This window comes from Streptococcus urinalis 2285-97 (genome assembly GCF_000188055.2).
GTDB classification, from domain to species: domain Bacteria; phylum Bacillota; class Bacilli; order Lactobacillales; family Streptococcaceae; genus Streptococcus; species Streptococcus urinalis.
This window is the reverse complement of the sequence record NZ_AEUZ02000001.1, coordinates 329,932-352,500: the sequence shown is the minus strand read 5'-3', so window position 1 is coordinate 352,500 and position 22,569 is coordinate 329,932. Positions and strand designations below refer to the sequence as shown.

The window sequence follows — 22,569 nt, the reverse complement described above, 5'->3', positions numbered from 1 at the left end:
GAGTATTTAGGGTTGGGAGATGGTCCTCCCAGATTCCGACGAGATTTCGCGTGTCTCGCCGTACTCAGGATACTGCTAAGGTTAATCAATCATTTTAAATACGAGGCTGTTACTCTCTTTGGCTTACCTTCCCAGGTAATTCTTCTATAATCATTAATCCTATATCGCAGTCCTACAACCCCGAGGAGTAAACTCCTCGGTTTGCCCTCCTGCCGTTTCGCTCGCCGCTACTCAGGCAATCGCGTTTGCTTTCTCTTCCTGCAGCTACTTAGATGTTTCAGTTCACTGCGTCTTCCTTCTCATAACCTTAACAGTTATGGATGACAACCATTAGTTGCCGGGTTCCCCCATTCGGACATCTCTGGATCAGCGCTTACTTACAGCTCCCCAAAGCATTTCGTCGTTAGTCACGTCCTTCTTCGGCTTCTAGTGCCAAGGCATCCACCGTGCGCCCTTATTAACTTAACCTTATTAACCTAGTTTCTTTAAACTAGAAAACTCATTAATTCACAGCGTTTTCGGTTTATTTTCTTGTTACTTTTCTACAATCTTTTTCAAGATCGTGGAATTTGATATAGATATTCAATTGTCAATGGACTATCCTAGAGTATCGCTACTCTATGGAGCCTAGCGGGATCGAACCGCTGACCTCCTGCGTGCAAAGCAGGCGCTCTCCCAGCTGAGCTAAGGCCCCACAAGACCTCTCAAAACTAAATAAGACGACCAATCGTTTCCATTTCCTTAGAAAGGAGGTGATCCAGCCGCACCTTCCGATACGGCTACCTTGTTACGACTTCACCCCAATCATCTATCCCACCTTAGGCGGCTGGCTCCTAAAAGGTTACCTCACCGACTTCGGGTGTTACAAACTCTCGTGGTGTGACGGGCGGTGTGTACAAGGCCCGGGAACGTATTCACCGCGGCGTGCTGATCCGCGATTACTAGCGATTCCGACTTCATGTAGGCGAGTTGCAGCCTACAATCCGAACTGAGATTGGCTTTAAGAGATTAGCTTGTCGTCACCGACTTGCGACTCGTTGTACCAACCATTGTAGCACGTGTGTAGCCCAGGTCATAAGGGGCATGATGATTTGACGTCATCCCCACCTTCCTCCGGTTTATTACCGGCAGTCTTGCTAGAGTGCCCAACTGAATGATGGCAACTAACAATAGGGGTTGCGCTCGTTGCGGGACTTAACCCAACATCTCACGACACGAGCTGACGACAACCATGCACCACCTGTCTCCGATGTACCGAAGTAAAACTCTATCTCTAGAGCGGGCATCGGGATGTCAAGACCTGGTAAGGTTCTTCGCGTTGCTTCGAATTAAACCACATGCTCCACCGCTTGTGCGGGCCCCCGTCAATTCCTTTGAGTTTCAACCTTGCGGTCGTACTCCCCAGGCGGAGTGCTTAATGCGTTAGCTGCGGCACTAAGCCCCGGAAAGGGCCTAACACCTAGCACTCATCGTTTACGGCGTGGACTACCAGGGTATCTAATCCTGTTTGCTCCCCACGCTTTCGAGCCTCAGCGTCAGTTACAGACCAGAGAGCCGCTTTCGCCACCGGTGTTCCTCCATATATCTACGCATTTCACCGCTACACATGGAATTCCACTCTCCCCTTCTGCACTCAAGTTCTACAGTTTCCAAAGCGAACAATGGTTGAGCCACTGCCTTTAACTTCAGACTTATAGAACCGCCTGCGCTCGCTTTACGCCCAATAAATCCGGACAACGCTCGGGACCTACGTATTACCGCGGCTGCTGGCACGTAGTTAGCCGTCCCTTTCTGGTTAGTTACCGTCACGAAGTAGACTTTCCACTCCTACTTCCATTCTTCTCTAACAACAGAGCTTTACGATCCGAAAACCTTCTTCACTCACGCGGCGTTGCTCGGTCAGGGTTGCCCCCATTGCCGAAGATTCCCTACTGCTGCCTCCCGTAGGAGTCTGGGCCGTGTCTCAGTCCCAGTGTGGCCGATCACCCTCTCAGGTCGGCTATGTATCGTCGCCTTGGTGAGCCGTTACCTCACCAACTAGCTAATACAACGCAGGTCCATCTCATAGTGAAGCAGTTGCTCCTTTTAAGTTCCTAACATGTGTTAAAAACTCTCATGCGGTATTAGCTATCGTTTCCAATAGTTATCCCCCGCTATGAGGCAGGTTACCTACGCGTTACTCACCCGTTCGCAACTCCTTGGTCTTGTGCAAGCACATGACCTCAGCGTTCTACTTGCATGTATTAGGCACGCCGCCAGCGTTCGTCCTGAGCCAGGATCAAACTCTCATTAAAAGTTTGAGTATTCCTACTCTTTTCTTTCTGTCGCTGACAGATTTATTTCGTCTTTGACGGGTAATATGTCTCCATATCACCCTCACGTTTGGTTCGTCTTATTCAGTTCTCAAAGGTCTTTCGCCTCTTTCGAGACAACTATTTTATTCTATCAAATCATCACAAGCTTGTCAAGAACTTTTTTTACCTTTTCTTAACTGTCACTCGCCCGCTTCAACAGCCTATTTAGTATACTAAATCTACTTTACCATTGTCAAGGGATTTTTTCAGTTTCTTTTCAAAAAGATGACATTTTTATTTCTTGAAAATATGTTGACAATACTAAAAAGGAGAGAAAGGGATTCGAACCCTCGAGCCCCGTTAAGGACTACACGCTTTCCAAGCGTGCGCACTCGGCCACTATGCGACCTCTCCATAAAAAACTGAGAAATCAGTTTTTAAAAATACGCTTCTAATCTGTAAATGACTTGACCTTTATTTGAAAACTTCGCTTCATATTCTGTCAAAACATTTCCTTCAAAATTGCTAGCATGTAAGTCTAACCATACTTGCTTTAAAGTCATTCCGTACTGTGTCAGACTAACCAAACTATATTCAAATAGTCCTCTATTATCGGTTTTAAAATGAATTTCACCTTTTGGAGGAAGGATTTGTTTGTAAGTATCTAAAAACGATTTATATGTTAATCTTCTTTTTTCATGCTTTGCTTTCGGCCATGGATCTGAAAAATTCAAATACAACAAGTCTATTTCATTATCATCAAAATAATTGGTTAAACTTGAACCATCAACTCTCAATAATCTAATGTTTTTTTGTCCACTTTCCAAAACTTTATCTAGGGCATAGCTCAATACTGAAAGTTGGATGTCTATTCCTATATAATTGATGTTTGGATTATTGGTTGCCATTCCTGTAATAAAAGCACCTTTACCAGAACCTACCTCAATATGTATTGGATTATTATTTCCAAACAGTTTATGCCATTTGCCTTTTGATAACTCTGGATTTTCAATGACCAAGTCTCTGTGGTTATTGATATGTTCCTCGGCACCTTTTCGTTTTCTTACACGCATTAGTTTTTTCTCAAACGTTCTCTAAATTTTCGTAGACCATATATTTCTTGGTTGACATGAGCCATATCTCTTTTATCAAAACATTTTAAAATTTGATTTAAATAGGATAGTTGACCATACCAAATTATTTTTTGTCTAACTTTTTCGTTGTTTTTATAGCCATAGTAGGATAACCACTCTGGCCATCTAACTTCTGGTATATAGTGACTTAGTAAATATGCTACATCGTACATGCGATCGGTAATTCTGACTGAATCCCAATCAACTAAATAGATCATACCACTAGTCGTGATAACCCAGTTACTATGTTTAATATCACCATGAACAATAGTTGCAATTTCAGAATTGAATTCTGGTAAACTTCTTTTTAGCTCTTTAACAACTGCTTGTATATATGTGTTTTCTTGTATTTGAAGAGGGGCATTACTTTCAAAATCAACTAACAAATCGTAAGGATTTTCAATTTTATAATTTAACTGCAATAATTGGTTAACAAGTGGTTTTGATTTATGAAGACGCAATAGGATATGAACAATTTGTTTACTACTCATATCTTCTCTTGTGAGTATGCGCCCATTTAACCATTCTTGAGCACTCATCATATCACCGTTAGCCATTCTTTTTGCCCATAATAATTGAGGTGCTATTTGTTCTTTTGCTAATGCTGGTAATATAGGTGTTGTATTTAATTTTACAAAAATACTATCACCATTGGGATATGTTCCCTTAAAGGCTTTTCCACTTTTTCCTCGTAATGGTGTCAGTACTAAATCCTGATCTGTATTCGCCACTCTAGCACCCTCCTTCTTTTAAATCACTTACTCCTATTTTACTTGTTTTACAATAGTTAGTCAATCATCTTCTTTAGTTTGTATGGTAGGTAAACAAACATCGTCATAATATAGCCTATTACGATAATAAAAATTGTCAAAAAGTTAAGACTAAATAAGGATTCTACTATAACTATAATCCCAAATAGTCTATTTAGAAATTGCTTTAGATTAGCTACTTTTAGTTGTTTAGAAACTGGCATTAACTTATTCATCAGACTATAATCAAAATGATTAAAGAGCGGCAACAGTTGAAATAGCAAGAGATAATTAAATATAATCACTAATACTCCCGCAATTATATGATTATTAATCACTAAAATAGACAATAAACTCAATATCAATAGACGAATCGTTAACCCAAAATAATCTGAGCTTCTCAAAAATGCTCTGATATAAAGATTTTTCCACATACTACTTTTTGATTTTTTTATATATTTTAAAACCCAGTCCAAATATGCTCTTCTTTTTACTGAAGTGGTCACACCCTTAACAGTCGTAAATAGTGAAAAAAATTTTAAAATAATTTGTTTTCGATTTGCTTCATATTCTATCGCCTTACTCCATTTTAGAGTATGATTAGCAATCAAAATAGCTTGTTCTTTTTGAATCAGAAGGTATTTAATGATAGCCATAAAACATAAAAGAATCACAAACACATATATATTCAAGCCAAGCTTTAGAAAAATAGGCAAAAACAAGACCATAACTGTTGTTTGGAGAATAAATTGCCAAATATAAGCTCTCTTTGTAGCTTGATTTACTTCTTTTAAAATTTCCTTTTCTTTAGTTAGTAAAAATAATTTATCTGGATTTTCAACGTAAGTCGCTATTTTTCCTAAACTTAACAAAAACACAATAATCATCAAAATAATTATTATAATTGGCCAGTGATTTTTTGGAAAATGACGCAACAACTGGCTGTATTGAACGAGTATAAATCCCATTAAAAAAAGCAAGACAAGTACAAAGTGATCATTTAAAACATAACGAGAATATTTGAGTAATTGTGTTTGAAATTGGTCACGTCTTTTAGAGAAGATTGTTCTCATTCGCTCACCTCACGAGTTAACATTACATATATATCACTCAAACTTGCTTTTGGACTAGAAAATTCTTCTCTCAATTGCTCTAGTGTTCCGGCTGCACGTATCTCGCCGTGATGTAGAACAACAAATTTATCACACATTTTTTCAGCAGAATCTAATACATGTGTACTCATTAGAATTGACTTTCCTTTTGCTTTTTCTTCTGCTAATAGTTTTGTCAAATCAGAAATAGCCAGAGGATCTAAGCCTAAAAATGGTTCATCAATAATAAATAAACTTGGATCTACAATAAATGCACATACAATCATGACTTTCTGTTTCATCCCTTTTGAGAAGTTTACAGGAAACCAATCCAATTTATCTGATAGTCTAAAAGTTTGCAATAACTGTTTTGCTCTTTTCATCGCAATGTCAGGTTCAAGATCATAAGCCATTGCTACTACTTCTATATGTTCACGTAAGGTCAACTCCTCGTATAAATTTGGCGTCTCTGGAATATAACCAATTTTTTGTCGATAGGCTGACTCATCTTTGGATAAGCTTAGTTCATCAATTGTGATTTGACCTTGATAAGGTGTGAGAAGCCCAATTATCTCATTAATCGTCGTTGATTTTCCAGCGCCATTTAAACCGATTAGACCAACCAACTCTCCATCATTTACAGAAAACGAAATATTTTTTAAAACAGGGATATTGATATAACCACCTGTAAGATTCTCAATTTTTAACATTTAAATTCTTTCTAATAGTGTATTTTATCAGTAATATATTATAACAAAATATAAAAAAGAAGTTGAGCTCGAAATGAAAACTCAACTCCTTAAATATATTCTAGTTATTAAATTAATGGAATACCATACCACCGTCAACAACTAAAGTTTGTCCAGTTACATAATTAGAATCAGGACCAGCAAGGAAAGCGACTGCATTAGCAACATCTTCTGGTTCAGATAAACGTTTTAGAGCAATATCTTTAGCAAAAGTTTGCATTCCCCATTCATCATCTTTGCCAGCATTTTTAAACTTCATGAGCAATATCATACATCATTGGTGTTTTAACAATACCAGGCGCAAATGCTGTTACAGTAATACCTTCTTCAGCTAAATCTTTTGCTAAAGTTTGAGTGATACCACGAATAGCAAATTTTGTGCCACCATATACTGTTAAATTTGGATTCCCAACACAACCTGCTTGAGAAGCTGCATTAATGATTTTTCCACCATGTCCCAATTTTTTGAATTGTTGATGAGCGGCTTGTGCGCCCCAAATAACGCCACCAACATTAATAGCAAATGCTTTTTGGAATGTTTCTTCTGTAATTGTATCCAAAGGCGTTGTTGGTGCAATACCTGCGTTATTTACCATTACTGTTAAATCACCAAAATGGTCTACCACTTCTTCTACAGCTTTAGCAACTTCTTCTCGTTTAGAAACATCAGCCACAACTGCGAAAGCATCCGTTGAGGAGATTTCTGCAACTGCTTTATCAGCTGTTTCTTTATTGTAATCTAAAATTCCGATTTTAAAGCCATCAGAATGAAGTCTTTTTGCGATTGCTAATCCAATCCCTTGGCCTGCACCAGTTACAATAGCTACTTTAGTCATAAGTATTGCCTCGATTCTTTTAAATTAAATAAAGTGTATTCCTAATTACTACTAATTACAATTAAAAAAGTAAAATTAATCAAATTTTTTACAATTGCATTCTAGTTATCCCCATGCTAAGATATTTATAATAATAATTTAGAACTTAGTCTTATTGGAGGGTAATTATGGATAATTGTATTTTTTGTCAAATCATTTCTGGTCAAATTCCGTCTTCAAAAGTTTACGAAGATGATGACGTTCTTGCTTTTTTAGATATTACACAAACAACCAAGGGTCATACACTATTAATTCCTAAAAAACACGTTCGTAATGTTCTCGAAATGGATGAAAAAACTGCTGAAAAGACCTTTTCTAAATTACCTAAAGTCGCTAAGGCTGTTCAAAAAGCAACAAAAGCTAAAGGTGTCAATATTATCAATAATAACGAAGAGATAGCTGGCCAAACTGTCTTTCATGCACATATTCATATCGTGCCACGATTTGATGAAAAAGATGGTATTTCAATAAACTACACAACTCACGAACCAGATTTTGAGGAACTTGCTCAATTAGCAAACACTATACAAAAAGAGGTGGATTAATGGGAATTAAAAAATATATAGCCGCTGGATTAATTGGTTTTGCAGGTTATAAACTTTATCAAAAAAAGGATGATATTAACCAAAATGTCAAACACTATAAAAATCAAGAAAAGCTGATTAAAGATGATATCACCAAAATTAAGTCAAATATCAATCAAATATTAGAACAAAAAGATGTCTTACAAGGTCTAACTAAAGAATTAAACTATAAAATACGAGTTTTTAAAGATGAAAGTCAAGTAAGAGTTGATGAAATCAATAAAAGAATGGCAAAATATCAAGATGAATCCAAATAAAAAAAGAGTTAATAGTAACTCTTTTTTTATTTGCTAACTCCAGAATTGTAGGTTTGAGTTGAAGTATCAGCAGACGGAATCGTCTGTGAAGAATAATTTGAATTATTATAGGTATCACTGTATGTATTACTATAAGTGCTACTATAGTAGGTATTGCTATTGCTTGAATAATTATTATAGGTACTCGTCGTATCATCCTGACTAGTTGAATAATCTGAAGAAGCAGACGAGTTACTTGATAAACCACTAGAACCAAACAATGTTTCATACAATATAGCACTTGTTTTTAGCTTATCTTTAGTTGTTTTAGTTTTACCAAGCTGTGTTTTAATTTTATTTTGGATGGCTACCATATGATCTTCAGTTACAATTTGATAAGAACCCCCATCAGCCAATGTTTCTCCTTTGCCTTTCAATTGATAAGATGTCACATTTTTCAAGGCATCTGCATACCCTAAAAGATTTGGAATTGTCTCCGAAGAAATTTCAATATCAGTTTGCATATTGCCGCTAATAGCTTTTAACACTTTGCGATAGGAACTGACACTGTTCAATGCTAAGATCTTTTTCATCACTTTTTGAATCACTTCACGTTGACGTTTTTGTCTCCCATAATCCCCTTCAGGATCATCATATCTCATCCGTGAATAGACCAGTGCTTGCTCACCATTAATTTTGTGTGTCCCAGGTTCAACACTTGCTTGATATTCTGGTTCATTTTCAGAAATTGATATTGCAAAGTCAAATTTATTAGTTACTGTAATACCACCAACAGCATTTACGAGATCAATTAGACCTTGCATATTAATTTGTATATAATTATCTATCTGAATATCTAATAAGTCTTGTACAGTCATAATGGCCATCTTAGCACCACCAGCTGCATAAGCTGCATTTAATTTTGCTTCTTCGCCAGTTTGATCATTACTTGACGGTCCAGATAATTTGACTAAAATATCGCGCTCTAGACTAGTCATCGTTGTTTTCTTTGTCTTAGGATTAATAGTAACTAAAAGCATTGAGTCACTATTCCCTTCCCAAGTAGATTTTCGTTCACTTGAACCTGTATCAACACCCATTAATAAAATTGAAAAAGGTTTTGTTTGTTCAATGGCAGTGCTTTTTGTCTTTGATGTTGATAATTCTTTATAAGTTTTTGATAATTCTTTGGTTGAAAAATTATAAGCAGTCGTCGCATAAACGCCAAGAGCAACAATTGTTGTCGTCAATATGGCTAAGAGCATTAATACAATTTTTTTCCCTAATTTCATTTTAAGCTTAATCTATTAGTTTTCCCATTTGGTAAACGTCTAGAAATTCTCCTTCTTTCAATTTAATCCCACGTTCTTTTTCTCCCTCAATTTGAAAACCAAATTTACGATAAAGAGCTAAAGCAGTTTCATTTCTTTTTTGCACATTTAGTTCTAGGCGCCTTAGATAACCTGCATGAGAAACCCAATCCGACATGAGTTCCATAAGTGTACTGGCGATTCCTTGTCCCCAAAAAGATTTTCTAACAGCAATAAAAATATCTCCAATATGCTGAAATTCCTTTTGGGTTGAAACATTGACATTTAATAAGCCAATTACTTGCTGATCCATTCTCGCTATTAAGCAGATTCCTTTCCCATATTCATTATATGACAGAAAGGCTTCCATTGTTAATAAGTCAGCTTTTATAAATTCATCATCAGCGATAATGAAATCTGTCTCATTTAAAACACTAGTAAAAAATTCCAAAATCAATTTAGCATCTTTCGCTTGAGCTTCTTCAAAAATGATTTCTTTAGTTTTCTGCATTAACTTTCCTCAAAATCGTTTCAGATCGCGTTCCATGACTTTGTAGTTCAACTCGGCGACCTTGGTCCTCCTTATGAATAATGACCTCAAGATAATCATTAAATAAATGCGGATCCAGTAATTCACCCCATTCTATAACCGTTATGCCTGAACCAAATAAAAACTCATCTAAGTCTATTGAATCAGGGTCATCTCCTATTCTGTAAACATCGAGATGGTACAAAGTAGTATCCCCAGTGTACTCTCTCACAATAGTATAAGTTGGACTTTTTATCATTTGTGAAATGCCTAAAGCTTTTCCGATGCCTTTTGTTAAGGTTGTTTTTCCTGAACCAAGATCACCTGTTAAAATGAGAATGTCACCTTCTTCAAGATGATATCCAATTTTTTGGCCTAAATCTTGCAACTCAGCTTCATTATTAGTGTAAAACATAGATGTATTATATCAAATTTTTCAAAACATTGTCATCTTGATATGACCTTTCTTTTAATTTATTTTTGATTGCTATTTTAAACATATTAGACTAAGAATTGATATTAACTTAAAAAGCTTAAACTTTTCTTTGTTAATGAATCAGACAATGAGTCTATTGGATTTGGATAATTAATGTTATACTATTTCTAAGTATTTAATAATGGTGGTAGAGATGACAAAAAAATATTATAAACTAGGTTTGGTACTATTAATCTTAGGAATTGTTTCAGATGTATTAGGATTATTTCTGCCAGTACGTTTTGAAAATATCTTTGTTGAAACAGGACGACTGTTAAACACTTTAGGTATCATTATCATAGGAATATTTCTTGTCTTAAATTATAATAAGTCCAAAAAATAAAAGGCAAAAGCGTTTTCTCTAAATTTTTAGCTAGTTTATTGATTAAAAGAAGTAAAAAAACCTCAATAATGAGGTTTTTTCTTCTTTTATTTTTTTACTACTGATCTAAGGAGATTGTTAGTTTAGTAGTAATTATTGAATAAGAGAGACTACATAATTGCTAAGCTAATAAAATTAAGAATAAACAAGATATCCAAAACCCAAATCAATGGATGAATGTCTTTAGCTTCTTTTTTCACCAATTTTGAAAAAGTATAAGTTAAAAATCCCATTGCAATCCCTTGAGTAATGCTATAAGCAAATCCCATAAACATAGTTGCAAAGAAGGCAGGAATAGCTTCACTCATATCAGACCAGTTAATATCTTTCAAACTAGAAAGCATCATAACCCCTACAATGAGAAGAACTGCTGCTGTTGCTTGTCCTGGTACAATAGCTAACAGAGGACTAAATAAGCTTGATAACGCAAATAGAATTGCAACAACAACTGCTGTTAGACCAGTACGTCCACCTGCACCAATACCCGCTGCTGATTCTACATAAGTAGTGACGTTAGAAGTCCCTGCAATAGCGCCAACTGTTGTCCCTACCATGTCAGAGAATAAAGCCTTATCCATTTTACTGTTTAAACCAGTAGACTCAGTATTATTTTGACTTCCAAATATACCTGCTTTAGCACCTGTCCCAATCAAGGTACCAACATTATCAAAAATATCAGTGAGTGCAAAAGCTAAAATAGTCATTAAAACTTCTGGAAGACGGCTAACATCTGAGAACAATGCTCCAAGTCCCTTACTTCCAAGTGCTGCACCAAAAACAGTCCCTAAATCTTTAAAAGCAGAAACAGGATTATTTGCGGCAAAATTAATCTTAGATAGGTCCACTACACCAAAAACAATAGCAAAGAGAGTTGTAATTAGGAGAGAAATGATAATACCGCCTTTGATATCTTTGATGATAAAATAAGCTGTTACTAAAATACCAATTAAAGCAACAAGGACTGCTGCTGTGTTAAAATCAACTAATCCAGGTGTTGCAGAAGCATTTGCTGTTATAGAAGCTAATCCCTTATCTGCTCCTTTTCCTGTCACAGTATAAGTTCCCGCATCTATGGCAAATTGTAATAGTCCAGCATCTTTTAATCCAATATAAGTTAGAAAGATACCAATTCCAGCACTAATAGCTTTTTTTAAAGTAGAAGGAATCTCTTCAATAATCATTCGACGAACACGTGTTAAAGTAATGACAATTGAAATCAATCCACAAATGAAAACCATGGCTAAAGCTTCTTGCCACGTATATCCTAAAGCAAAAACAACTGTGTATGTGAAAAATGCATTTAATCCCATACCGGGTGCCATAGCATAAGGGATGTTAGCATATAACCCCATCATTAATGTTCCAGCAATTGAAGCAATAATTGTAGCTAGAAAAACACCTTGTGCTGGCATTCCTGTTTGACTTAAAATTGACGGATTAACAAATAAAATATATGACATTGCAAAAAACGTTGTGATTCCTGCCATGACTTCGGTACGAACATTTGTCCCGTTCTCTTTTAACTTAAAAAACTTTTCCATTATATTTTTGGAAACTCCTTATGATTAATGTTTCGTTATCAAAATATGATATTTCACAATAAAATTATTTTAAAAACGAACGATATTTATATTATACCAATAAATAGTTCACGATTCAATAGTAGATTATCATTTTTTAATTATTTAATATGTATTCATTATTGCTTCTCTTTACCAATTTAATATTTTTGTTATAATGACTAATATGACGAAAAAAATTATAGCTATCGACTTAGATGGAACACTACTTCATAATAACAGTACCATCTCTACGTATACAAAAAAAATAATTAATAAAGTCCAACAAAAAGGTCATAAAATTATAATTTCTACTGGTAGACCTTATCGCATGGCATTAGATTACTATTTAAGTCTTGGTCTTGATACCCCAATGATAAATTTTAATGGCTCATTAACACACATTCCCGAACAAAGATGGGAATTTGAAAATAATGTTACATTAGATAAACGATACTTATTAAAAATTCTTGAGTTAAAAGACACTTTTCAAATGGATTTCATCGCGAGTGAATTTAGAAAAAAATGTTTCATCACCATGGATCATCTCGATAGAATCAGTCCAATGCTTTTTGGTGTGGAAAAAATCACAGACGATATGACTATGGATCAATCAAAAATTAATACAAATCCAAATGCCTTATTAATGCAAACAAGGCTTAGTGATAAAATGGCTTTAGCAGAATCCATGAGGGAGTATTTTAATTATGAAATTGAAGTTGACTCTTGGGGCGGTCCATTAAATATTCTTGAATGTTCACCAAAGGGGGTTAACAAAGCTTATGCATTAGAATATCTCTTAAATGTCATGAATTGTTCAACACAAGACTTAATCGCCTTTGGGGATGAACACAATGATACTGAAATGTTAGAGTTGGCTGGCACTGGATTTGCCATGAAAAATGCTAGTCCAGTTCTACTCCCATTCGCTGATCAGCAATTAACACTTTCAAATGAAGAAGATGGTGTTGCAAAAAAATTAGAAGAACTCTTTCTATAGAATAAAATTCAAAGTTCAGTTTTTTACTGAACTTTTTTTCATAAATTTTGAAAAAATAATGACTTTATTTTCAATAATTATGAAAAGGCAAAATAACTTTTAATTAAAGGTATATACCACTTAATAAATGACTTTTATTAATATTCATTTATCTTTTTTTACTATTAATTAGAAAGAAATATAATTGATCAACTGAAATCCACGCTTATTTTATTACTTTTTTGCCAACGATTCTTCAATCAAAAAATGAATATTATGATACTACAAACGCATAAATAGAATGGTTAGCATAATAAGTAAAAAATGTAACAAATTTCATTTTTTACTTATTATTTCCGAAAATGCTATTGCATTTTTATTGAAAACGTTTTAAAATAGTTATGTTCTTGAATTTCGTTAAATTGAAAAAGAATTGCCAATTTTTTATTGGAAGGAGATTATTCTTCTTCAGTTCAGCGAAAAATATAATATAGGAGGAAGAACAAGAATGGGTATCGGTATTATTATTGCCAGCCACGGTAAATTTGCTGAAGGTATTCATCAGTCAGGGTCAATGATTTTTGGCGAACAAGAGAAAGTTCAAGTAGTTACTTTCATGCCAAACGAAGGACCAGATGATTTGTATGAACATTTCAACAATGCTATCGCTCAATTTGATGCTGATGATGAAATCCTTGTCTTAGCTGACTTATGGAGTGGTTCTCCATTTAACCAAGCTAGTCGCGTTATGGGTGAAAATTCAGAACGTAAAATGGCAATCATCACAGGTCTAAACTTGCCAATGCTTATTCAAGCCTACACAGAGCGTATGATGGACGCTAATGCAGGTGTTGAACAAGTTGCAGCTAATATTATTAAAGAGTCTAAGGAAGGTATTAAAGCACTTCCAGAAGAACTTAATCCAGTTGAAGAGGTTTCTCCAGAGGAAGTTGTTGTAGCTTCACATGGTGAAATTCCTGTCGGTACTGTAATCGGTGATGGTAAACTCAAGATCAATTTAGCACGTGTTGACACACGTTTACTTCATGGTCAAGTTGCCACTGCATGGACACCTTCATCTAAAGCTGACCGTATCATTGTTGCTTCAGATGAAGTTGCTAATGATGACTTACGTAAGCAATTAATTAAACAAGCTGCTCCAAGTAACGTAAAAGCAAACGTTGTTCCAATTAGTAAACTAATTGAAGTTGCTAAAGATCCTCGTTTTGGTAATACACATGCTTTAATTCTTTTCCAAAACCCACAAGATGCATTACGTGCAGTTGAAGGTGGGGTTGAAATTCCTGAATTGAACGTTGGTTCAATGGCTCACTCAACAGGTAAGACAATGGTTAACAATGTTTTATCAATGGATAAAGAAGACGTAGCGACATTTGAAAAATTACGTGACTTAGGCGTTAAATTTGACGTTCGTAAAGTTCCAAATGATTCAAATAAAAACTTATTTGATTTAATTAAAAAAGCTAACGTTCAATAAAAATCAGAATTAATAAACTAGTTTTCTACGAAAGGAAATCAAAATGTCAGATATTTCATTTATTTCTGCAATTTTGGTCGTTGTAGTTGCTTTCTTTGCTGGTCTTGAAGGTATCCTCGACCAATTTCAACTACACCAACCACTTATTGCATGTACTATGATTGGACTTGTTACAGGTCATCTTGAAGCAGGAATTATCCTTGGTGGTTCTCTTCAAATGATCGCTCTTGGTTGGGCAAACATCGGTGCTGCCGTAGCGCCAGATGCTGCTCTTGCCTCTGTTGCCGCAGCTATCATCATGGTTAAAGGTGGCGACTTTAATAGTAAAGGTATCGCAGTTGCGACTGCAACAGCTATCCCACTTGCCGTTGCAGGTCTATTCTTAACAATGATCGTTCGTACTATCTCAGTTGCCCTTGTTCATACTGCTGATAATGCAGCAAAAACTGGTAACATTGCAGCTGTTGAACGTTCTCACTTCTTCGCACTACTTCTTCAAGGTCTACGTATTGCTCTTCCAGCTGCATTACTTCTTGCAGTTCCAACTTCAGTAGTACAAGATATTCTTAATGCTATGCCAGATTGGTTATCAGGAGGTATGGCTGTCGGTGGTGGTATGGTTGTTGCCGTTGGTTATGCAATGGTTATCAACATGATGGCTACTCGTGAAGTATGGCCATTCTTCGCCATTGGTTTTGCTCTTGCTGCCGTTACTGACTTAACACTTATCGCTCTTGGTACTATTGGTGTTGCTCTTGCCTTCATCTACCTTAACCTTTCAGAAAAAGGTGGAAATGGTGGCGGTGGATCAACAGGTTCAGGTGATCCAATTGGCGACATTTTAGAAGACTACTAGAAAGGAACGTTACAATGACTGAAGAAAAAATTCAATTATCAAAATCTGATCGTCAAAAAGTTTGGTGGCGTTCAACATTCTTACAAGGTTCATGGAACTATGAACGTATGCAAAACTTAGGTTGGGCATACACATTAATCCCAGCAATCAAAAAATTATATAAAACTAAAGAAGACCGTGCTGCTGCTTTAGAGCGTCACTTAGAGTTCTTTAACACTCACCCATATGTTGCAGCACCTATCATTGGTGTAACACTAGCGCTAGAAGAAGAAAAAGCAAATGGTGCACCTATCGATGATACTGCTATCCAAGGGGTTAAAATTGGTATGATGGGACCTCTAGCAGGTGTTGGGGATCCAGTATTCTGGTTTACAGTTCGTCCTATCCTTGGTGCTCTTGGTGCTTCATTGGCAATGGCTGGAAACATTGTTGGTCCATTAATCTTCTTTATCGGTTGGAATCTTATCCGTATGGCATTCTTATGGTATACTCAAGAACTTGGTTACAAAGCAGGTTCAGAAATCACTAAAGACTTATCTGGTGGTATCATTCAAAAAATCACTAAAGGTGCTTCAATCCTTGGTATGTTCATCCTAGCTGTCTTGGTTGAACGTTGGGTTTCAATTAAATTCGCATTAATGTTGCCAGCAACAAAACTTTCAAAAGGTGCTTATATTGAATTCCCACATGGAAATGTATCTGGTGAAAAACTTCAAGCAATTCTTGGTCAATATAAAGATGGTCTTAGCCTAACTCCTGAAAAAGTTAATTCTTTACAAGGACAATTAGACTCACTTATCCCAGGATTTACTGGTTTGTTACTTACTTTCTTCTGTATGTGGTTACTTAAGAAAAAAGTGTCACCAATTACAATTATCATTGCCTTATTTATCGTAGGTATCCTTGCTCGTGTAGCAGGCATTATGTAAGATACTAAACAAAAGCTGAGACTTCTCAGCTTTTGTTTTTATCTCAATTTATTTGTGATATAATAGAAAAAAAGTTAGAAAGTTACAGTAGATGGTACAATCTTTAAATAAAAGTGTTGAATTTCAAACAACTGGTGTTTCCTATCTCAATATCGGTAGCTCAGTCGGAAAGTTTTTAATTGGTGATAAAGCATTAGAGTTTTACAATGATAAAAATGTCAATGACTATATTCAGATTCCTTGGGCTTCCATAAATAAAATCGGAGCTAACGTTTCTGGAAAAAAAATAAGCCGCCATTTTGAAGTCTACACAAAAGAAGGAAAATTTCTATTTGCATCAAAAGACTCTGCTAAAATATTAAAAATAACCAGAGAGCATATAGGCAATGACAAAGTTATTAAGCTACCAACTTTGATTCAAGTTATTCAAAATAGAATAGCAAAATTATTTAAACGACAATAAAAAAAAAGAGATTACATCTCTTTTTTTATTTGGATTTTTTTAAGGTAAAATAATCTGGTACTGGATCTTCACCGCCTTTAGCAAACGGATGACATCTTAATATCCTGGCTAATCCCATTAATACACCCTTTATACCATGTTTTTCAATGGCAGTTATCATATAATTGGAACAAGTTAGATGATAACGACATGAAGGTGGAAATAGGGGTGAAATCCATTTTTGATAAGCTTTGACTGGTACTATAAGTAACTGTTTTATCATTTTTTTGTAACCGCTAAGTTATGAAGTTGACTAATTTCTTTTTTTGTCAACCGACGGCTTTCACCCGGTTGTAATCCTGAAAGATTAAGTGTTCCAAATTGTGTTCTTGACAATTTATCAACCAATAAGCCAACTGATTCAAACATTTTTTTGACTTGGTGATTGCGCCCCTCATGAATGGTTAACTCAACTACAGATCGATTTTTTTCCGTGTCAACTTTTAGAATGTTATAACGTGCAGGTTTGGTTTTTTTACCATCAATGACAAGCCCTCTTGTTAATGGACGTAAATTATCTTTTGTAGCGATGCCTTTAACACGAGCCAAATACACTTTATCAATTTCATTACGAGGATGAATCATTTTATCTGTGAAATCACCATCGTTTGTCAATATCAGTAAACCTGACGTATCCCAGTCTAATCGACCAACAGGATAAATACGCTCTTTAACTTGTGGTAAAAGGTCTGTAACAGTTTTACGACCCTTATCATCAGATACACTTGAAATGACACCACGTGGTTTATTAAGAAGATAATAAACCTTCTCTTCATTATAGACTGGAGTACCTTCTACTTCTACTTTATCACCTGATTTGATTAAAGTTGCTAGCTCTTTGACAACTTTACCATTTACAGTGACTAGTCCTTGCTTAATTAACTCTTCAGATTTACGTCTACTAGCAATACCAGCATGCGCTAAATATTTATTAATTCTCATATGTTTCCTTTTCTACAGTTGTTTTCATGTCTGAAGATTCTTCAGCAAATAAGCTTGTTTCCTCATCTACTAATTCAATTGAAGAGGCATCTACTAATTGATCTAGTTGATTGATTCCCATATAATCCAAAAAATAATCAGTCGTGATGTACAAATTGGGTCTACCGGGAACTTCTTTTTTGCCATTTTCTTTAATTAATTCAAAGGCTAATAATTTTGAAATAGCACCACTTGAATTAACACCTCTTATGTCATCTACTTCGACTCTTGTAATGGGTTGTTTATAAGCAATTATAGAAAGGACTTCTAAACTGGCCCTTGACAAGGTTTGATTGATTGGTGCTTTAGCAAATTCTTTAAGAAGTGGTGCAAAAGAGTCTTTAGTAACGATTTTATAAGTCGATGCTGTTTCAACTAAGAATAATGCAGAGCTAGAATCATTTTGGTACTTGTCAGACAATTTTTCCAATTGTTGTTGTAAAGCACTTGGTGTTAAATCTAAAAGTGAAGCTAAGTCTCTTATCTTTAGACCTTCTTCCCCAGCAACAAATAACAATGCTTCAATCTGTGCCAAATAGGTCATGCGATTTCCTTTCTAAGTCGAATTTCACCAAATTGTTGATCCTGATTAACAATAATGGTTTGAATTTTTATCAATTCTAATGTAGCTAAAAAAAGTGTGATGACTTCATTGATACTTTTACAATCTCTAAAAAGATTGTCTAAAGAGATTTCACTTTTAGTCTTCAATTGATCCTCGATAAAAATCATCTTATCTTCGATTTTAAAATCGTCTTGTTCAATGACGGTATGGTTAGCTTTTAATTCTTCTTGCTTTTGTGACATGATTTTAGAAAATGCTAAAAATAAGTCCATTACCGTTTTATCATTAACTAAGGTAGCATTTTCAACGATTATTTCTTGTTTGGGCTTTGAAAAATACATTGCTCTTTGTGCATGTTGTTCAGCTAATTCTTGACTAAGGCGTTTATATTTTCGATATTCCTCAATCTGATTTAATAAATCCATTTCTGGATCATCTTCATCAACTTCAGATTCAACAATAATAGGAAGTAATTTGCGACTTTTAATGAGCATTAACTGACTAGCCATAACCATGTATTCACCTGCCACTTCAAGGCGCATAGCGGTTAAGGTATTAATATAAGCTAAATATTGTTCAATAACTTCAACAATAGGAACATCATAAATATCAACTTGATATTTTGAAACAAGATGCAATAACAGATCCAGTGGACCTTCAAAATCTTTTAATTTTATATCCATTAGTGTTTAAAATATTTTTCGAGTGTCACTTGACTCTTTAAACCTAAAGATTCCCTGACCTCTTCAATTGTTTTTCCTTTATCTATTTGTCTTAAAATATACTGTTCACGTAATAGTTGCGCATTAAGATAAGGTAATCCTATCTCATTTAAAAAAGACTTTAAACGATTATAGTGCCACTGTCTTGAAAAATAATGATGATTTTTTTCAAAAAGATAAACGGTTTCTCTATTTAAAACGTCGGTCATATAAGAAACTAGAGATTGCGAAAAGTCAATAATTCTCATCTGATTTTCGTTTTTTAAACTGATGATATGATAGTCTAAATCGATATCAGCCCACTTGAGTAATTGAATTTCATTCGGCAATAAACCAACTTCTAAAATAAACAAAGCAATTAATTGACCCTTTTGTTCTTTAACATTCTTAAAAAAAAGCTGGTCATTGATGAGCTCATTTTTGATTGGAGATTTTGTTAGTTTCTCTTTGGATTTTAACCTAAAAAAAGTTTCAGTAATATTATGCTCATACAAAAATAATAAAAATTGATTGACAGCTGACTGCTTCCGTTTTTTTGCAGAAATTGTCAAGTCTTTTATAGATTGTTCATAAATGGCAAGTCTTTCTTTCGTTAGTCGATTATGAATAACCTCTATAAATTGATTTAAGTCATAATAATATGATTTTTGAGAATTTATTGAAAGATCTTTACTATCAATAAAGGGTTTGATGTATTGTTTCATTTTGGTGTAATGTTATATTGTGATTTAAAATCATGTAATAAACTATTAACAGCTTTTAAAATTGATTTTCGAGTGATGATTCCGATAAATTGAGACTGACTGTTCAAGACAGGTAAAAATGGAAAATCTACTAATTTATGCATTATTTCTGTTAAATCTGCAAATTCATCGATTGTTTCAATCTTGGTATTAACCATCTCTTCAATATCAATTTGCGCTAATTCCCAGTCTGTTAGACCTTTTTTCATCTGGTAAGCTAAAATATCTGAAATACTAATCGTTCCCACATATTTCTTGTCTCTGGTAATAACAGGAACTCTTGAAGTCCCATTATTGGCTAAAACCAGCATTACATGATCAGCATGATGTGTATTGATAAAAATAGCTAATTCATCAGCTGGAATGAGATAAGATTCTAAATGATTTAATAAAAAATCTTCAAATTCTTTTGCTATCATCGGCTAATAACCTTTGTTAATCCAGAGTATTCTTGGTGTTGACGATTCAAAAATGTCACTTTTATTGTTGAATTGTCAAGTTCAACCTTAGCATAGAGCTTCTCATTAATGTCTCCTCGAGGCTGAGAAACACTTCCAGGATTGAGAAAAATGGTATTTCCCATTTGCCAGACTGCAGGTCTATGAAGATGCCCATATAAACAAATGTCAGCTTCATGCTCTTGAGCAAACCAATCTAATTTATCCCAAGTAAAGTTAATATTGTAGAGATGTCCATGAGTTTGAGCAATTGTTAAATCATGCCAATGTGTTATCAAATCATTAGGGTAGCCATTATCAAAGTCACAATTTCCAGAGACAACATGAATGCCTTCCCAAATAGGATCATCACTTGCTAACTCTGAATCGCCATTATGATAGATAGCATCTACTTTCCCAAGATATTTCTGTTTGATTTCTTCGACAATCTCACAGTCTCCATGAGAATCGCTCATTACAATTATGCATTTTTCTGCCATTCTGGAAATTCCTCCAATAACTTTTGAATCGCTAAACCACGATGAGAAATTTTATTTTTCTCTTCTGGACTTAATTCTGCAGCATGCTTTTCTGTTTCGCCAACAATAAATAAAGGATCGTAACCAAATCCAAAATCACCTCTAGCTTCAGTTGCAATATAACCTGGCCAATCTGCCTCAACAACTAGACTTTCCTTACCAGGAGCGGCTACAACTAAAGTTGAATGAAACTGTGCTGAACGATTTTCTTTTTCAAAAACCATAGCTAGTTCATGTAATAACTTGGCGTTATTTTTTTCGTCTGTCGGATTGGGTGCTGAAAAGCGTGCAGACCAAACACCTGGCAATCCACCAAGTGCATCAACCTTCAATCCTGAATCATCTGCTAAAACCATTTTTTGTGTTAAATCTGAGATGGTTTCAGCTTTTAAACGAGCGTTCTCTTCGAATGTCATTCCAGTTTCTTCAACTTCAGGTAAATCTGGATAATCATTCAAATTTTCTACTTTTAGTCCTAATGTTTTAAAGAATTCTCTGAATTCAATCGTCTTTCCTTCGTTACGAGTAGCAATCAGGATTGTATCTCCAAACTCTGTTAATTCTTGAGAAAAGAACTCATATAGGTTAAGACCTTCTTTGGGTAAAATAATTTGTTTAATGGTCTCATTTTCAAGAAGCAAAAGACTACCTTTTTGCTGTAGCATGCTAAAATTAGTATCTAACTTTTTATTCAGGATATCAAGCATAAAACCTATAAAGGCTTGAATCGTACCTTCTTTTGAGACAAATAACTGGTAGTTCCCTTTATTATCAGGAACAAGTTGTCTAAGACAATTTTCAGCTTGCATAAATGCCTGACTAAGAGGCTCAAATGAAGATACCGAAGGTTTTTGATCCCATTTGACAAGATACCAACTATTTTCATTCTTATATTCAAAAATTGTTTCACTCATAATTTTACATGCTCCACATCTATAGCAATACCTAACCAATATTCTGCAATCTCACGAAAGCTTTCGGCACTAGCAGTTGTGAAAAATTGATGTTTATGACCATCACTCCTGTTGTGATTGATTTGAAAGTAATTAAGCAAAACAGAGACATCACGAATACATTCTGCTCCACTATCTATTAATTGCACAGAATTTCCCATAACATTTTGTATGATTGGTTTTAAATGGGGGTAATGTGTACAACCCAATACTAAGGTATCAATTTTACCAACTAAGGGTGCTAGACTTTCATAAACTACCTTTTTGGCGACACTGGTTGTCATTTCATTTGACTCAACAATTGGAACAAACTTAGGACAAGCTAGACTAGTCACATAACAGTTTGGATCCAACAACTGAATCTTTTCTCTGTAAATATCTGACTTGATTGTCATTGGCGTTCCAATAACACCTATCTTTTTATTTTTACTTGCTTGAATAGCTGCGCTAGAACCTGGTAAAATAACTCCTAAAACAGGGATATCTAATTTTTCTTTGATTTCTTCCCAAGCGACTGCAGTTGCCGTATTACAAGCAAAAACAATCATTTTGACATTTTTTGTTAATAAGAAGTTTACCAAGTCCCATGTAAATTCTCTAATTTGTTCAGCTGGTCTTGGTCCATATGGGGCTCTAGCAGAGTCACCAACATATACAATCTCTTCATGAGGTAACTGTCGAATTAACTCTTTCACAACTGTTAGTCCACCGACGCCAGAATCTAAAAAACCAATTGGTCTATTATCCATTATTGATTATAACTCCCTTGATTAGAAAAAACTCAGTTGGATAGCCAACCGAGTTTTGCCTTAAATTGTGAACAGTTGGCAAATAGCTTTTTGTTGCTATAACTGACCTTAAAGTCCATAAACTAAAATAGGTATTAAAATACTTATTTA

Annotated in this window: 25 protein-coding genes, 2 tRNA genes, 2 rRNA genes and 1 pseudogene (1 of these 30 only partly in view); 8 read left to right on the top strand and 22 right to left on the bottom strand. The window is 34.9% G+C overall.

Going from position 1 to position 22,569, the window contains the following annotated elements; genetic code table 11:
- From STRUR_RS01745 to STRUR_RS01700, 9 genes and pseudogenes are all read right to left on the bottom strand, one after another.
- A 23S ribosomal RNA gene (locus tag STRUR_RS01745) occupies nt 1-468 on the bottom strand; it reaches 2,436 nt to the left of the window's first position.
- 153 nt (nt 469-621) lie between these two features.
- Nucleotides 622-694 (bottom strand) — tRNA-Ala (locus STRUR_RS01740).
- Nucleotides 695-745: 51 nt separating this feature from the next.
- Nucleotides 746-2,294 (bottom strand): 16S ribosomal RNA (locus tag STRUR_RS01735).
- Together the 16S and 23S rRNA genes with 2 tRNA genes alongside form the textbook arrangement of a ribosomal RNA operon.
- Before the next feature lie 327 nt (nt 2,295-2,621).
- A tRNA-Ser gene (locus tag STRUR_RS01730) sits at nt 2,622-2,708 on the bottom strand.
- 23 nt (nt 2,709-2,731) lie between these two features.
- Nucleotides 2,732-3,367, bottom strand: coding sequence for a tRNA (guanosine(46)-N7)-methyltransferase TrmB (trmB, locus tag STRUR_RS01725; RefSeq protein ID WP_006740452.1), 636 nt, complete (start codon nt 3,365-3,367; stop codon nt 2,732-2,734).
- Nucleotides 3,367-4,158, bottom strand: coding sequence for a cell cycle regulator CcrZ (gene ccrZ / locus STRUR_RS01720; RefSeq protein ID WP_006738655.1), 792 nt, complete (start codon nt 4,156-4,158; stop codon nt 3,367-3,369). The genes trmB and ccrZ overlap by 1 nt, the downstream gene beginning before the upstream one ends.
- A 56-nt stretch (nt 4,159-4,214) precedes the next feature.
- The gene (locus tag STRUR_RS01715) at nt 4,215-5,249 is read right to left on the bottom strand and encodes an ABC transporter permease (protein WP_006739268.1); all 1,035 of its coding nucleotides are present in this window, start codon (nt 5,247-5,249) and stop codon (nt 4,215-4,217) included.
- Nucleotides 5,246-5,977: an ABC transporter ATP-binding protein gene (locus STRUR_RS01710; protein WP_006739566.1), complete on the bottom strand. Its 732-nt coding sequence runs from the start codon at nt 5,975-5,977 to the stop codon at nt 5,246-5,248. Before STRUR_RS01710 ends, STRUR_RS01715 begins: the two co-directional genes overlap by 4 nt.
- 112 nt (nt 5,978-6,089) lie before the next feature.
- Nucleotides 6,090-6,852, bottom strand: a pseudogene (locus STRUR_RS01700) ((S)-acetoin forming diacetyl reductase).
- Between the two features lie 167 nt (nt 6,853-7,019).
- Here STRUR_RS01700 and STRUR_RS01695 point away from each other — a divergent pair.
- A complete protein-coding gene (locus STRUR_RS01695) occupies nt 7,020-7,436 on the top strand; it encodes an HIT family protein (protein ID WP_006740020.1) in 417 nt (138 codons plus the stop codon).
- A complete protein-coding gene (locus tag STRUR_RS01690) occupies nt 7,436-7,732 on the top strand; it encodes a hypothetical protein (protein ID WP_006740495.1) in 297 nt (98 codons plus the stop codon). Before STRUR_RS01695 ends, STRUR_RS01690 begins: the two co-directional genes overlap by 1 nt.
- A 26-nt stretch (nt 7,733-7,758) precedes the next feature.
- Here the strand turns inward: STRUR_RS01690 and lytR are convergent, their stop codons facing one another.
- The 3 genes from lytR to tsaE are packed head-to-tail and all read right to left on the bottom strand — an operon-like array spanning nt 7,759 to nt 9,965.
- Nucleotides 7,759-9,003, bottom strand: a complete 1,245-nt coding sequence (gene lytR, locus STRUR_RS01685; RefSeq protein WP_006738665.1) for a glycopolymer--peptidoglycan transferase LytR — start codon at nt 9,001-9,003, stop codon at nt 7,759-7,761.
- Nucleotides 9,004-9,010: 7 nt separating this feature from the next.
- Nucleotides 9,011-9,532 (bottom strand): GNAT family N-acetyltransferase, encoded by a 522-nt coding sequence (locus STRUR_RS01680; protein WP_006739266.1) that lies wholly within the window; start codon nt 9,530-9,532, stop codon nt 9,011-9,013.
- The gene (gene tsaE / locus STRUR_RS01675) at nt 9,519-9,965 is read right to left on the bottom strand and encodes a tRNA (adenosine(37)-N6)-threonylcarbamoyltransferase complex ATPase subunit type 1 TsaE (protein WP_006738528.1); all 447 of its coding nucleotides are present in this window, start codon (nt 9,963-9,965) and stop codon (nt 9,519-9,521) included. Before tsaE ends, STRUR_RS01680 begins: the two co-directional genes overlap by 14 nt.
- 214 nt (nt 9,966-10,179) lie before the next feature.
- Between tsaE and STRUR_RS01670 the strand changes: the two genes are divergently transcribed.
- Entirely contained in the window at nt 10,180-10,368 is a 189-nt protein-coding gene (locus STRUR_RS01670) for a hypothetical protein (protein ID WP_006738941.1), read from the top strand.
- A gap of 149 nt (nt 10,369-10,517) precedes the next feature.
- Here STRUR_RS01670 and STRUR_RS01665 read toward each other — a convergent pair whose 3' ends face one another.
- Nucleotides 10,518-11,948, bottom strand: coding sequence for an NCS2 family permease (locus STRUR_RS01665; RefSeq protein WP_006738478.1), 1,431 nt, complete (start codon nt 11,946-11,948; stop codon nt 10,518-10,520).
- 205 nt (nt 11,949-12,153) lie between these two features.
- Between STRUR_RS01665 and STRUR_RS01660 the strand changes: the two genes are divergently transcribed.
- From STRUR_RS01660 to STRUR_RS01640, 5 genes are all read left to right on the top strand, one after another.
- Complete coding sequence (locus STRUR_RS01660) at nt 12,154-12,966, top strand: Cof-type HAD-IIB family hydrolase (protein ID WP_037595694.1); 813 nt, start codon at nt 12,154-12,156, stop codon at nt 12,964-12,966.
- A gap of 487 nt (nt 12,967-13,453) precedes the next feature.
- Nucleotides 13,454-14,443 carry a PTS sugar transporter subunit IIB gene (locus STRUR_RS01655; protein WP_006739364.1) on the top strand — a complete coding sequence of 330 codons (990 nt, stop codon included), beginning with the start codon at nt 13,454-13,456 and terminating at the stop codon, nt 14,441-14,443.
- Nucleotides 14,444-14,486: 43 nt separating this feature from the next.
- Nucleotides 14,487-15,299: a PTS mannose/fructose/sorbose transporter subunit IIC gene (locus STRUR_RS01650; protein ID WP_006738644.1), complete on the top strand. Its 813-nt coding sequence runs from the start codon at nt 14,487-14,489 to the stop codon at nt 15,297-15,299.
- A gap of 14 nt (nt 15,300-15,313) precedes the next feature.
- Nucleotides 15,314-16,228, top strand: a complete 915-nt coding sequence (locus STRUR_RS01645) for a PTS system mannose/fructose/sorbose family transporter subunit IID (protein ID WP_006740300.1) — start codon at nt 15,314-15,316, stop codon at nt 16,226-16,228.
- A gap of 91 nt (nt 16,229-16,319) precedes the next feature.
- The gene (locus STRUR_RS01640; protein ID WP_006739799.1) at nt 16,320-16,691 is read left to right on the top strand and encodes a DUF956 family protein; all 372 of its coding nucleotides are present in this window, start codon (nt 16,320-16,322) and stop codon (nt 16,689-16,691) included.
- A gap of 25 nt (nt 16,692-16,716) precedes the next feature.
- On the opposite strand, the gene yidD is transcribed toward STRUR_RS01640, so the two are convergent.
- The 9 genes from yidD to racE are packed head-to-tail and all read right to left on the bottom strand — an operon-like array spanning nt 16,717 to nt 22,419.
- Nucleotides 16,717-16,953 carry a membrane protein insertion efficiency factor YidD gene (gene yidD / locus STRUR_RS01635; protein WP_006740651.1) on the bottom strand — a complete coding sequence of 79 codons (237 nt, stop codon included), beginning with the start codon at nt 16,951-16,953 and terminating at the stop codon, nt 16,717-16,719.
- A complete protein-coding gene (locus STRUR_RS01630) occupies nt 16,950-17,672 on the bottom strand; it encodes a pseudouridine synthase (protein ID WP_006739438.1) in 723 nt (240 codons plus the stop codon). Before STRUR_RS01630 ends, yidD begins: the two co-directional genes overlap by 4 nt.
- A complete protein-coding gene (gene scpB / locus STRUR_RS01625; protein WP_006739878.1) occupies nt 17,662-18,255 on the bottom strand; it encodes an SMC-Scp complex subunit ScpB in 594 nt (197 codons plus the stop codon). The genes STRUR_RS01630 and scpB overlap by 11 nt, the downstream gene beginning before the upstream one ends.
- Complete coding sequence (locus STRUR_RS01620) at nt 18,252-18,959, bottom strand: segregation/condensation protein A (protein ID WP_006740463.1); 708 nt, start codon at nt 18,957-18,959, stop codon at nt 18,252-18,254. The genes scpB and STRUR_RS01620 overlap by 4 nt, the downstream gene beginning before the upstream one ends.
- Nucleotides 18,959-19,702 (bottom strand): site-specific tyrosine recombinase XerD, encoded by a 744-nt coding sequence (xerD, locus tag STRUR_RS01615; protein WP_006739870.1) that lies wholly within the window; start codon nt 19,700-19,702, stop codon nt 18,959-18,961. Before xerD ends, STRUR_RS01620 begins: the two co-directional genes overlap by 1 nt.
- Complete coding sequence (gene cbpB, locus STRUR_RS01610; RefSeq protein WP_006739237.1) at nt 19,699-20,160, bottom strand: cyclic-di-AMP-binding protein CbpB; 462 nt, start codon at nt 20,158-20,160, stop codon at nt 19,699-19,701. The genes xerD and cbpB overlap by 4 nt, the downstream gene beginning before the upstream one ends.
- Complete coding sequence (locus STRUR_RS01605; protein WP_006740247.1) at nt 20,157-20,678, bottom strand: metallophosphoesterase; 522 nt, start codon at nt 20,676-20,678, stop codon at nt 20,157-20,159. The genes cbpB and STRUR_RS01605 overlap by 4 nt, the downstream gene beginning before the upstream one ends.
- The gene (locus STRUR_RS01600; RefSeq protein ID WP_006739655.1) at nt 20,660-21,631 is read right to left on the bottom strand and encodes a nucleoside-triphosphate diphosphatase; all 972 of its coding nucleotides are present in this window, start codon (nt 21,629-21,631) and stop codon (nt 20,660-20,662) included. The genes STRUR_RS01605 and STRUR_RS01600 overlap by 19 nt, the downstream gene beginning before the upstream one ends.
- Complete coding sequence (gene racE, locus STRUR_RS01595; protein WP_006739160.1) at nt 21,628-22,419, bottom strand: glutamate racemase; 792 nt, start codon at nt 22,417-22,419, stop codon at nt 21,628-21,630. The genes STRUR_RS01600 and racE overlap by 4 nt, the downstream gene beginning before the upstream one ends.
- Nucleotides 22,420-22,569 lie beyond the last annotated feature (150 nt).

What these genes read in the sequence shown, in the direction of transcription:
- STRUR_RS01630 (WP_006739438.1), bottom strand. Translation starts at nt 17,672, where the DNA reads ATGAGAATTAATAAATATTTAGCGCATGCTGGTATTGCTAGTAGACGT.
- STRUR_RS01670 (WP_006738941.1), top strand. Translation starts at nt 10,180, where the DNA reads ATGACAAAAAAATATTATAAACTAGGTTTGGTACTATTAATCTTAGGA.
- lytR (WP_006738665.1), bottom strand. Translation starts at nt 9,003, where the DNA reads ATGAAATTAGGGAAAAAAATTGTATTAATGCTCTTAGCCATATTGACG.
- STRUR_RS01645 (WP_006740300.1), top strand. Translation starts at nt 15,314, where the DNA reads ATGACTGAAGAAAAAATTCAATTATCAAAATCTGATCGTCAAAAAGTT.
- STRUR_RS01650 (WP_006738644.1), top strand. Translation starts at nt 14,487, where the DNA reads ATGTCAGATATTTCATTTATTTCTGCAATTTTGGTCGTTGTAGTTGCT.
- scpB (WP_006739878.1), bottom strand. Translation starts at nt 18,255, where the DNA reads ATGACCTATTTGGCACAGATTGAAGCATTGTTATTTGTTGCTGGGGAA.
- cbpB (WP_006739237.1), bottom strand. Translation starts at nt 20,160, where the DNA reads ATGATAGCAAAAGAATTTGAAGATTTTTTATTAAATCATTTAGAATCT.
- STRUR_RS01695 (WP_006740020.1), top strand. Translation starts at nt 7,020, where the DNA reads ATGGATAATTGTATTTTTTGTCAAATCATTTCTGGTCAAATTCCGTCT.
- STRUR_RS01640 (WP_006739799.1), top strand. Translation starts at nt 16,320, where the DNA reads ATGGTACAATCTTTAAATAAAAGTGTTGAATTTCAAACAACTGGTGTT.
- STRUR_RS01665 (WP_006738478.1), bottom strand. Translation starts at nt 11,948, where the DNA reads ATGGAAAAGTTTTTTAAGTTAAAAGAGAACGGGACAAATGTTCGTACC.
- STRUR_RS01710 (WP_006739566.1), bottom strand. Translation starts at nt 5,977, where the DNA reads ATGTTAAAAATTGAGAATCTTACAGGTGGTTATATCAATATCCCTGTT.
- STRUR_RS01620 (WP_006740463.1), bottom strand. Translation starts at nt 18,959, where the DNA reads ATGGATATAAAATTAAAAGATTTTGAAGGTCCACTGGATCTGTTATTG.
- tsaE (WP_006738528.1), bottom strand. Translation starts at nt 9,965, where the DNA reads ATGTTTTACACTAATAATGAAGCTGAGTTGCAAGATTTAGGCCAAAAA.
- trmB (WP_006740452.1), bottom strand. Translation starts at nt 3,367, where the DNA reads ATGCGTGTAAGAAAACGAAAAGGTGCCGAGGAACATATCAATAACCAC.
- STRUR_RS01680 (WP_006739266.1), bottom strand. Translation starts at nt 9,532, where the DNA reads ATGCAGAAAACTAAAGAAATCATTTTTGAAGAAGCTCAAGCGAAAGAT.
- STRUR_RS01660 (WP_037595694.1), top strand. Translation starts at nt 12,154, where the DNA reads ATGACGAAAAAAATTATAGCTATCGACTTAGATGGAACACTACTTCAT.
- STRUR_RS01690 (WP_006740495.1), top strand. Translation starts at nt 7,436, where the DNA reads ATGGGAATTAAAAAATATATAGCCGCTGGATTAATTGGTTTTGCAGGT.
- STRUR_RS01605 (WP_006740247.1), bottom strand. Translation starts at nt 20,678, where the DNA reads ATGGCAGAAAAATGCATAATTGTAATGAGCGATTCTCATGGAGACTGT.
- STRUR_RS01600 (WP_006739655.1), bottom strand. Translation starts at nt 21,631, where the DNA reads ATGAGTGAAACAATTTTTGAATATAAGAATGAAAATAGTTGGTATCTT.
- STRUR_RS01715 (WP_006739268.1), bottom strand. Translation starts at nt 5,249, where the DNA reads ATGAGAACAATCTTCTCTAAAAGACGTGACCAATTTCAAACACAATTA.
- yidD (WP_006740651.1), bottom strand. Translation starts at nt 16,953, where the DNA reads ATGATAAAACAGTTACTTATAGTACCAGTCAAAGCTTATCAAAAATGG.
- STRUR_RS01655 (WP_006739364.1), top strand. Translation starts at nt 13,454, where the DNA reads ATGGGTATCGGTATTATTATTGCCAGCCACGGTAAATTTGCTGAAGGT.
- xerD (WP_006739870.1), bottom strand. Translation starts at nt 19,702, where the DNA reads ATGAAACAATACATCAAACCCTTTATTGATAGTAAAGATCTTTCAATA.
- racE (WP_006739160.1), bottom strand. Translation starts at nt 22,419, where the DNA reads ATGGATAATAGACCAATTGGTTTTTTAGATTCTGGCGTCGGTGGACTA.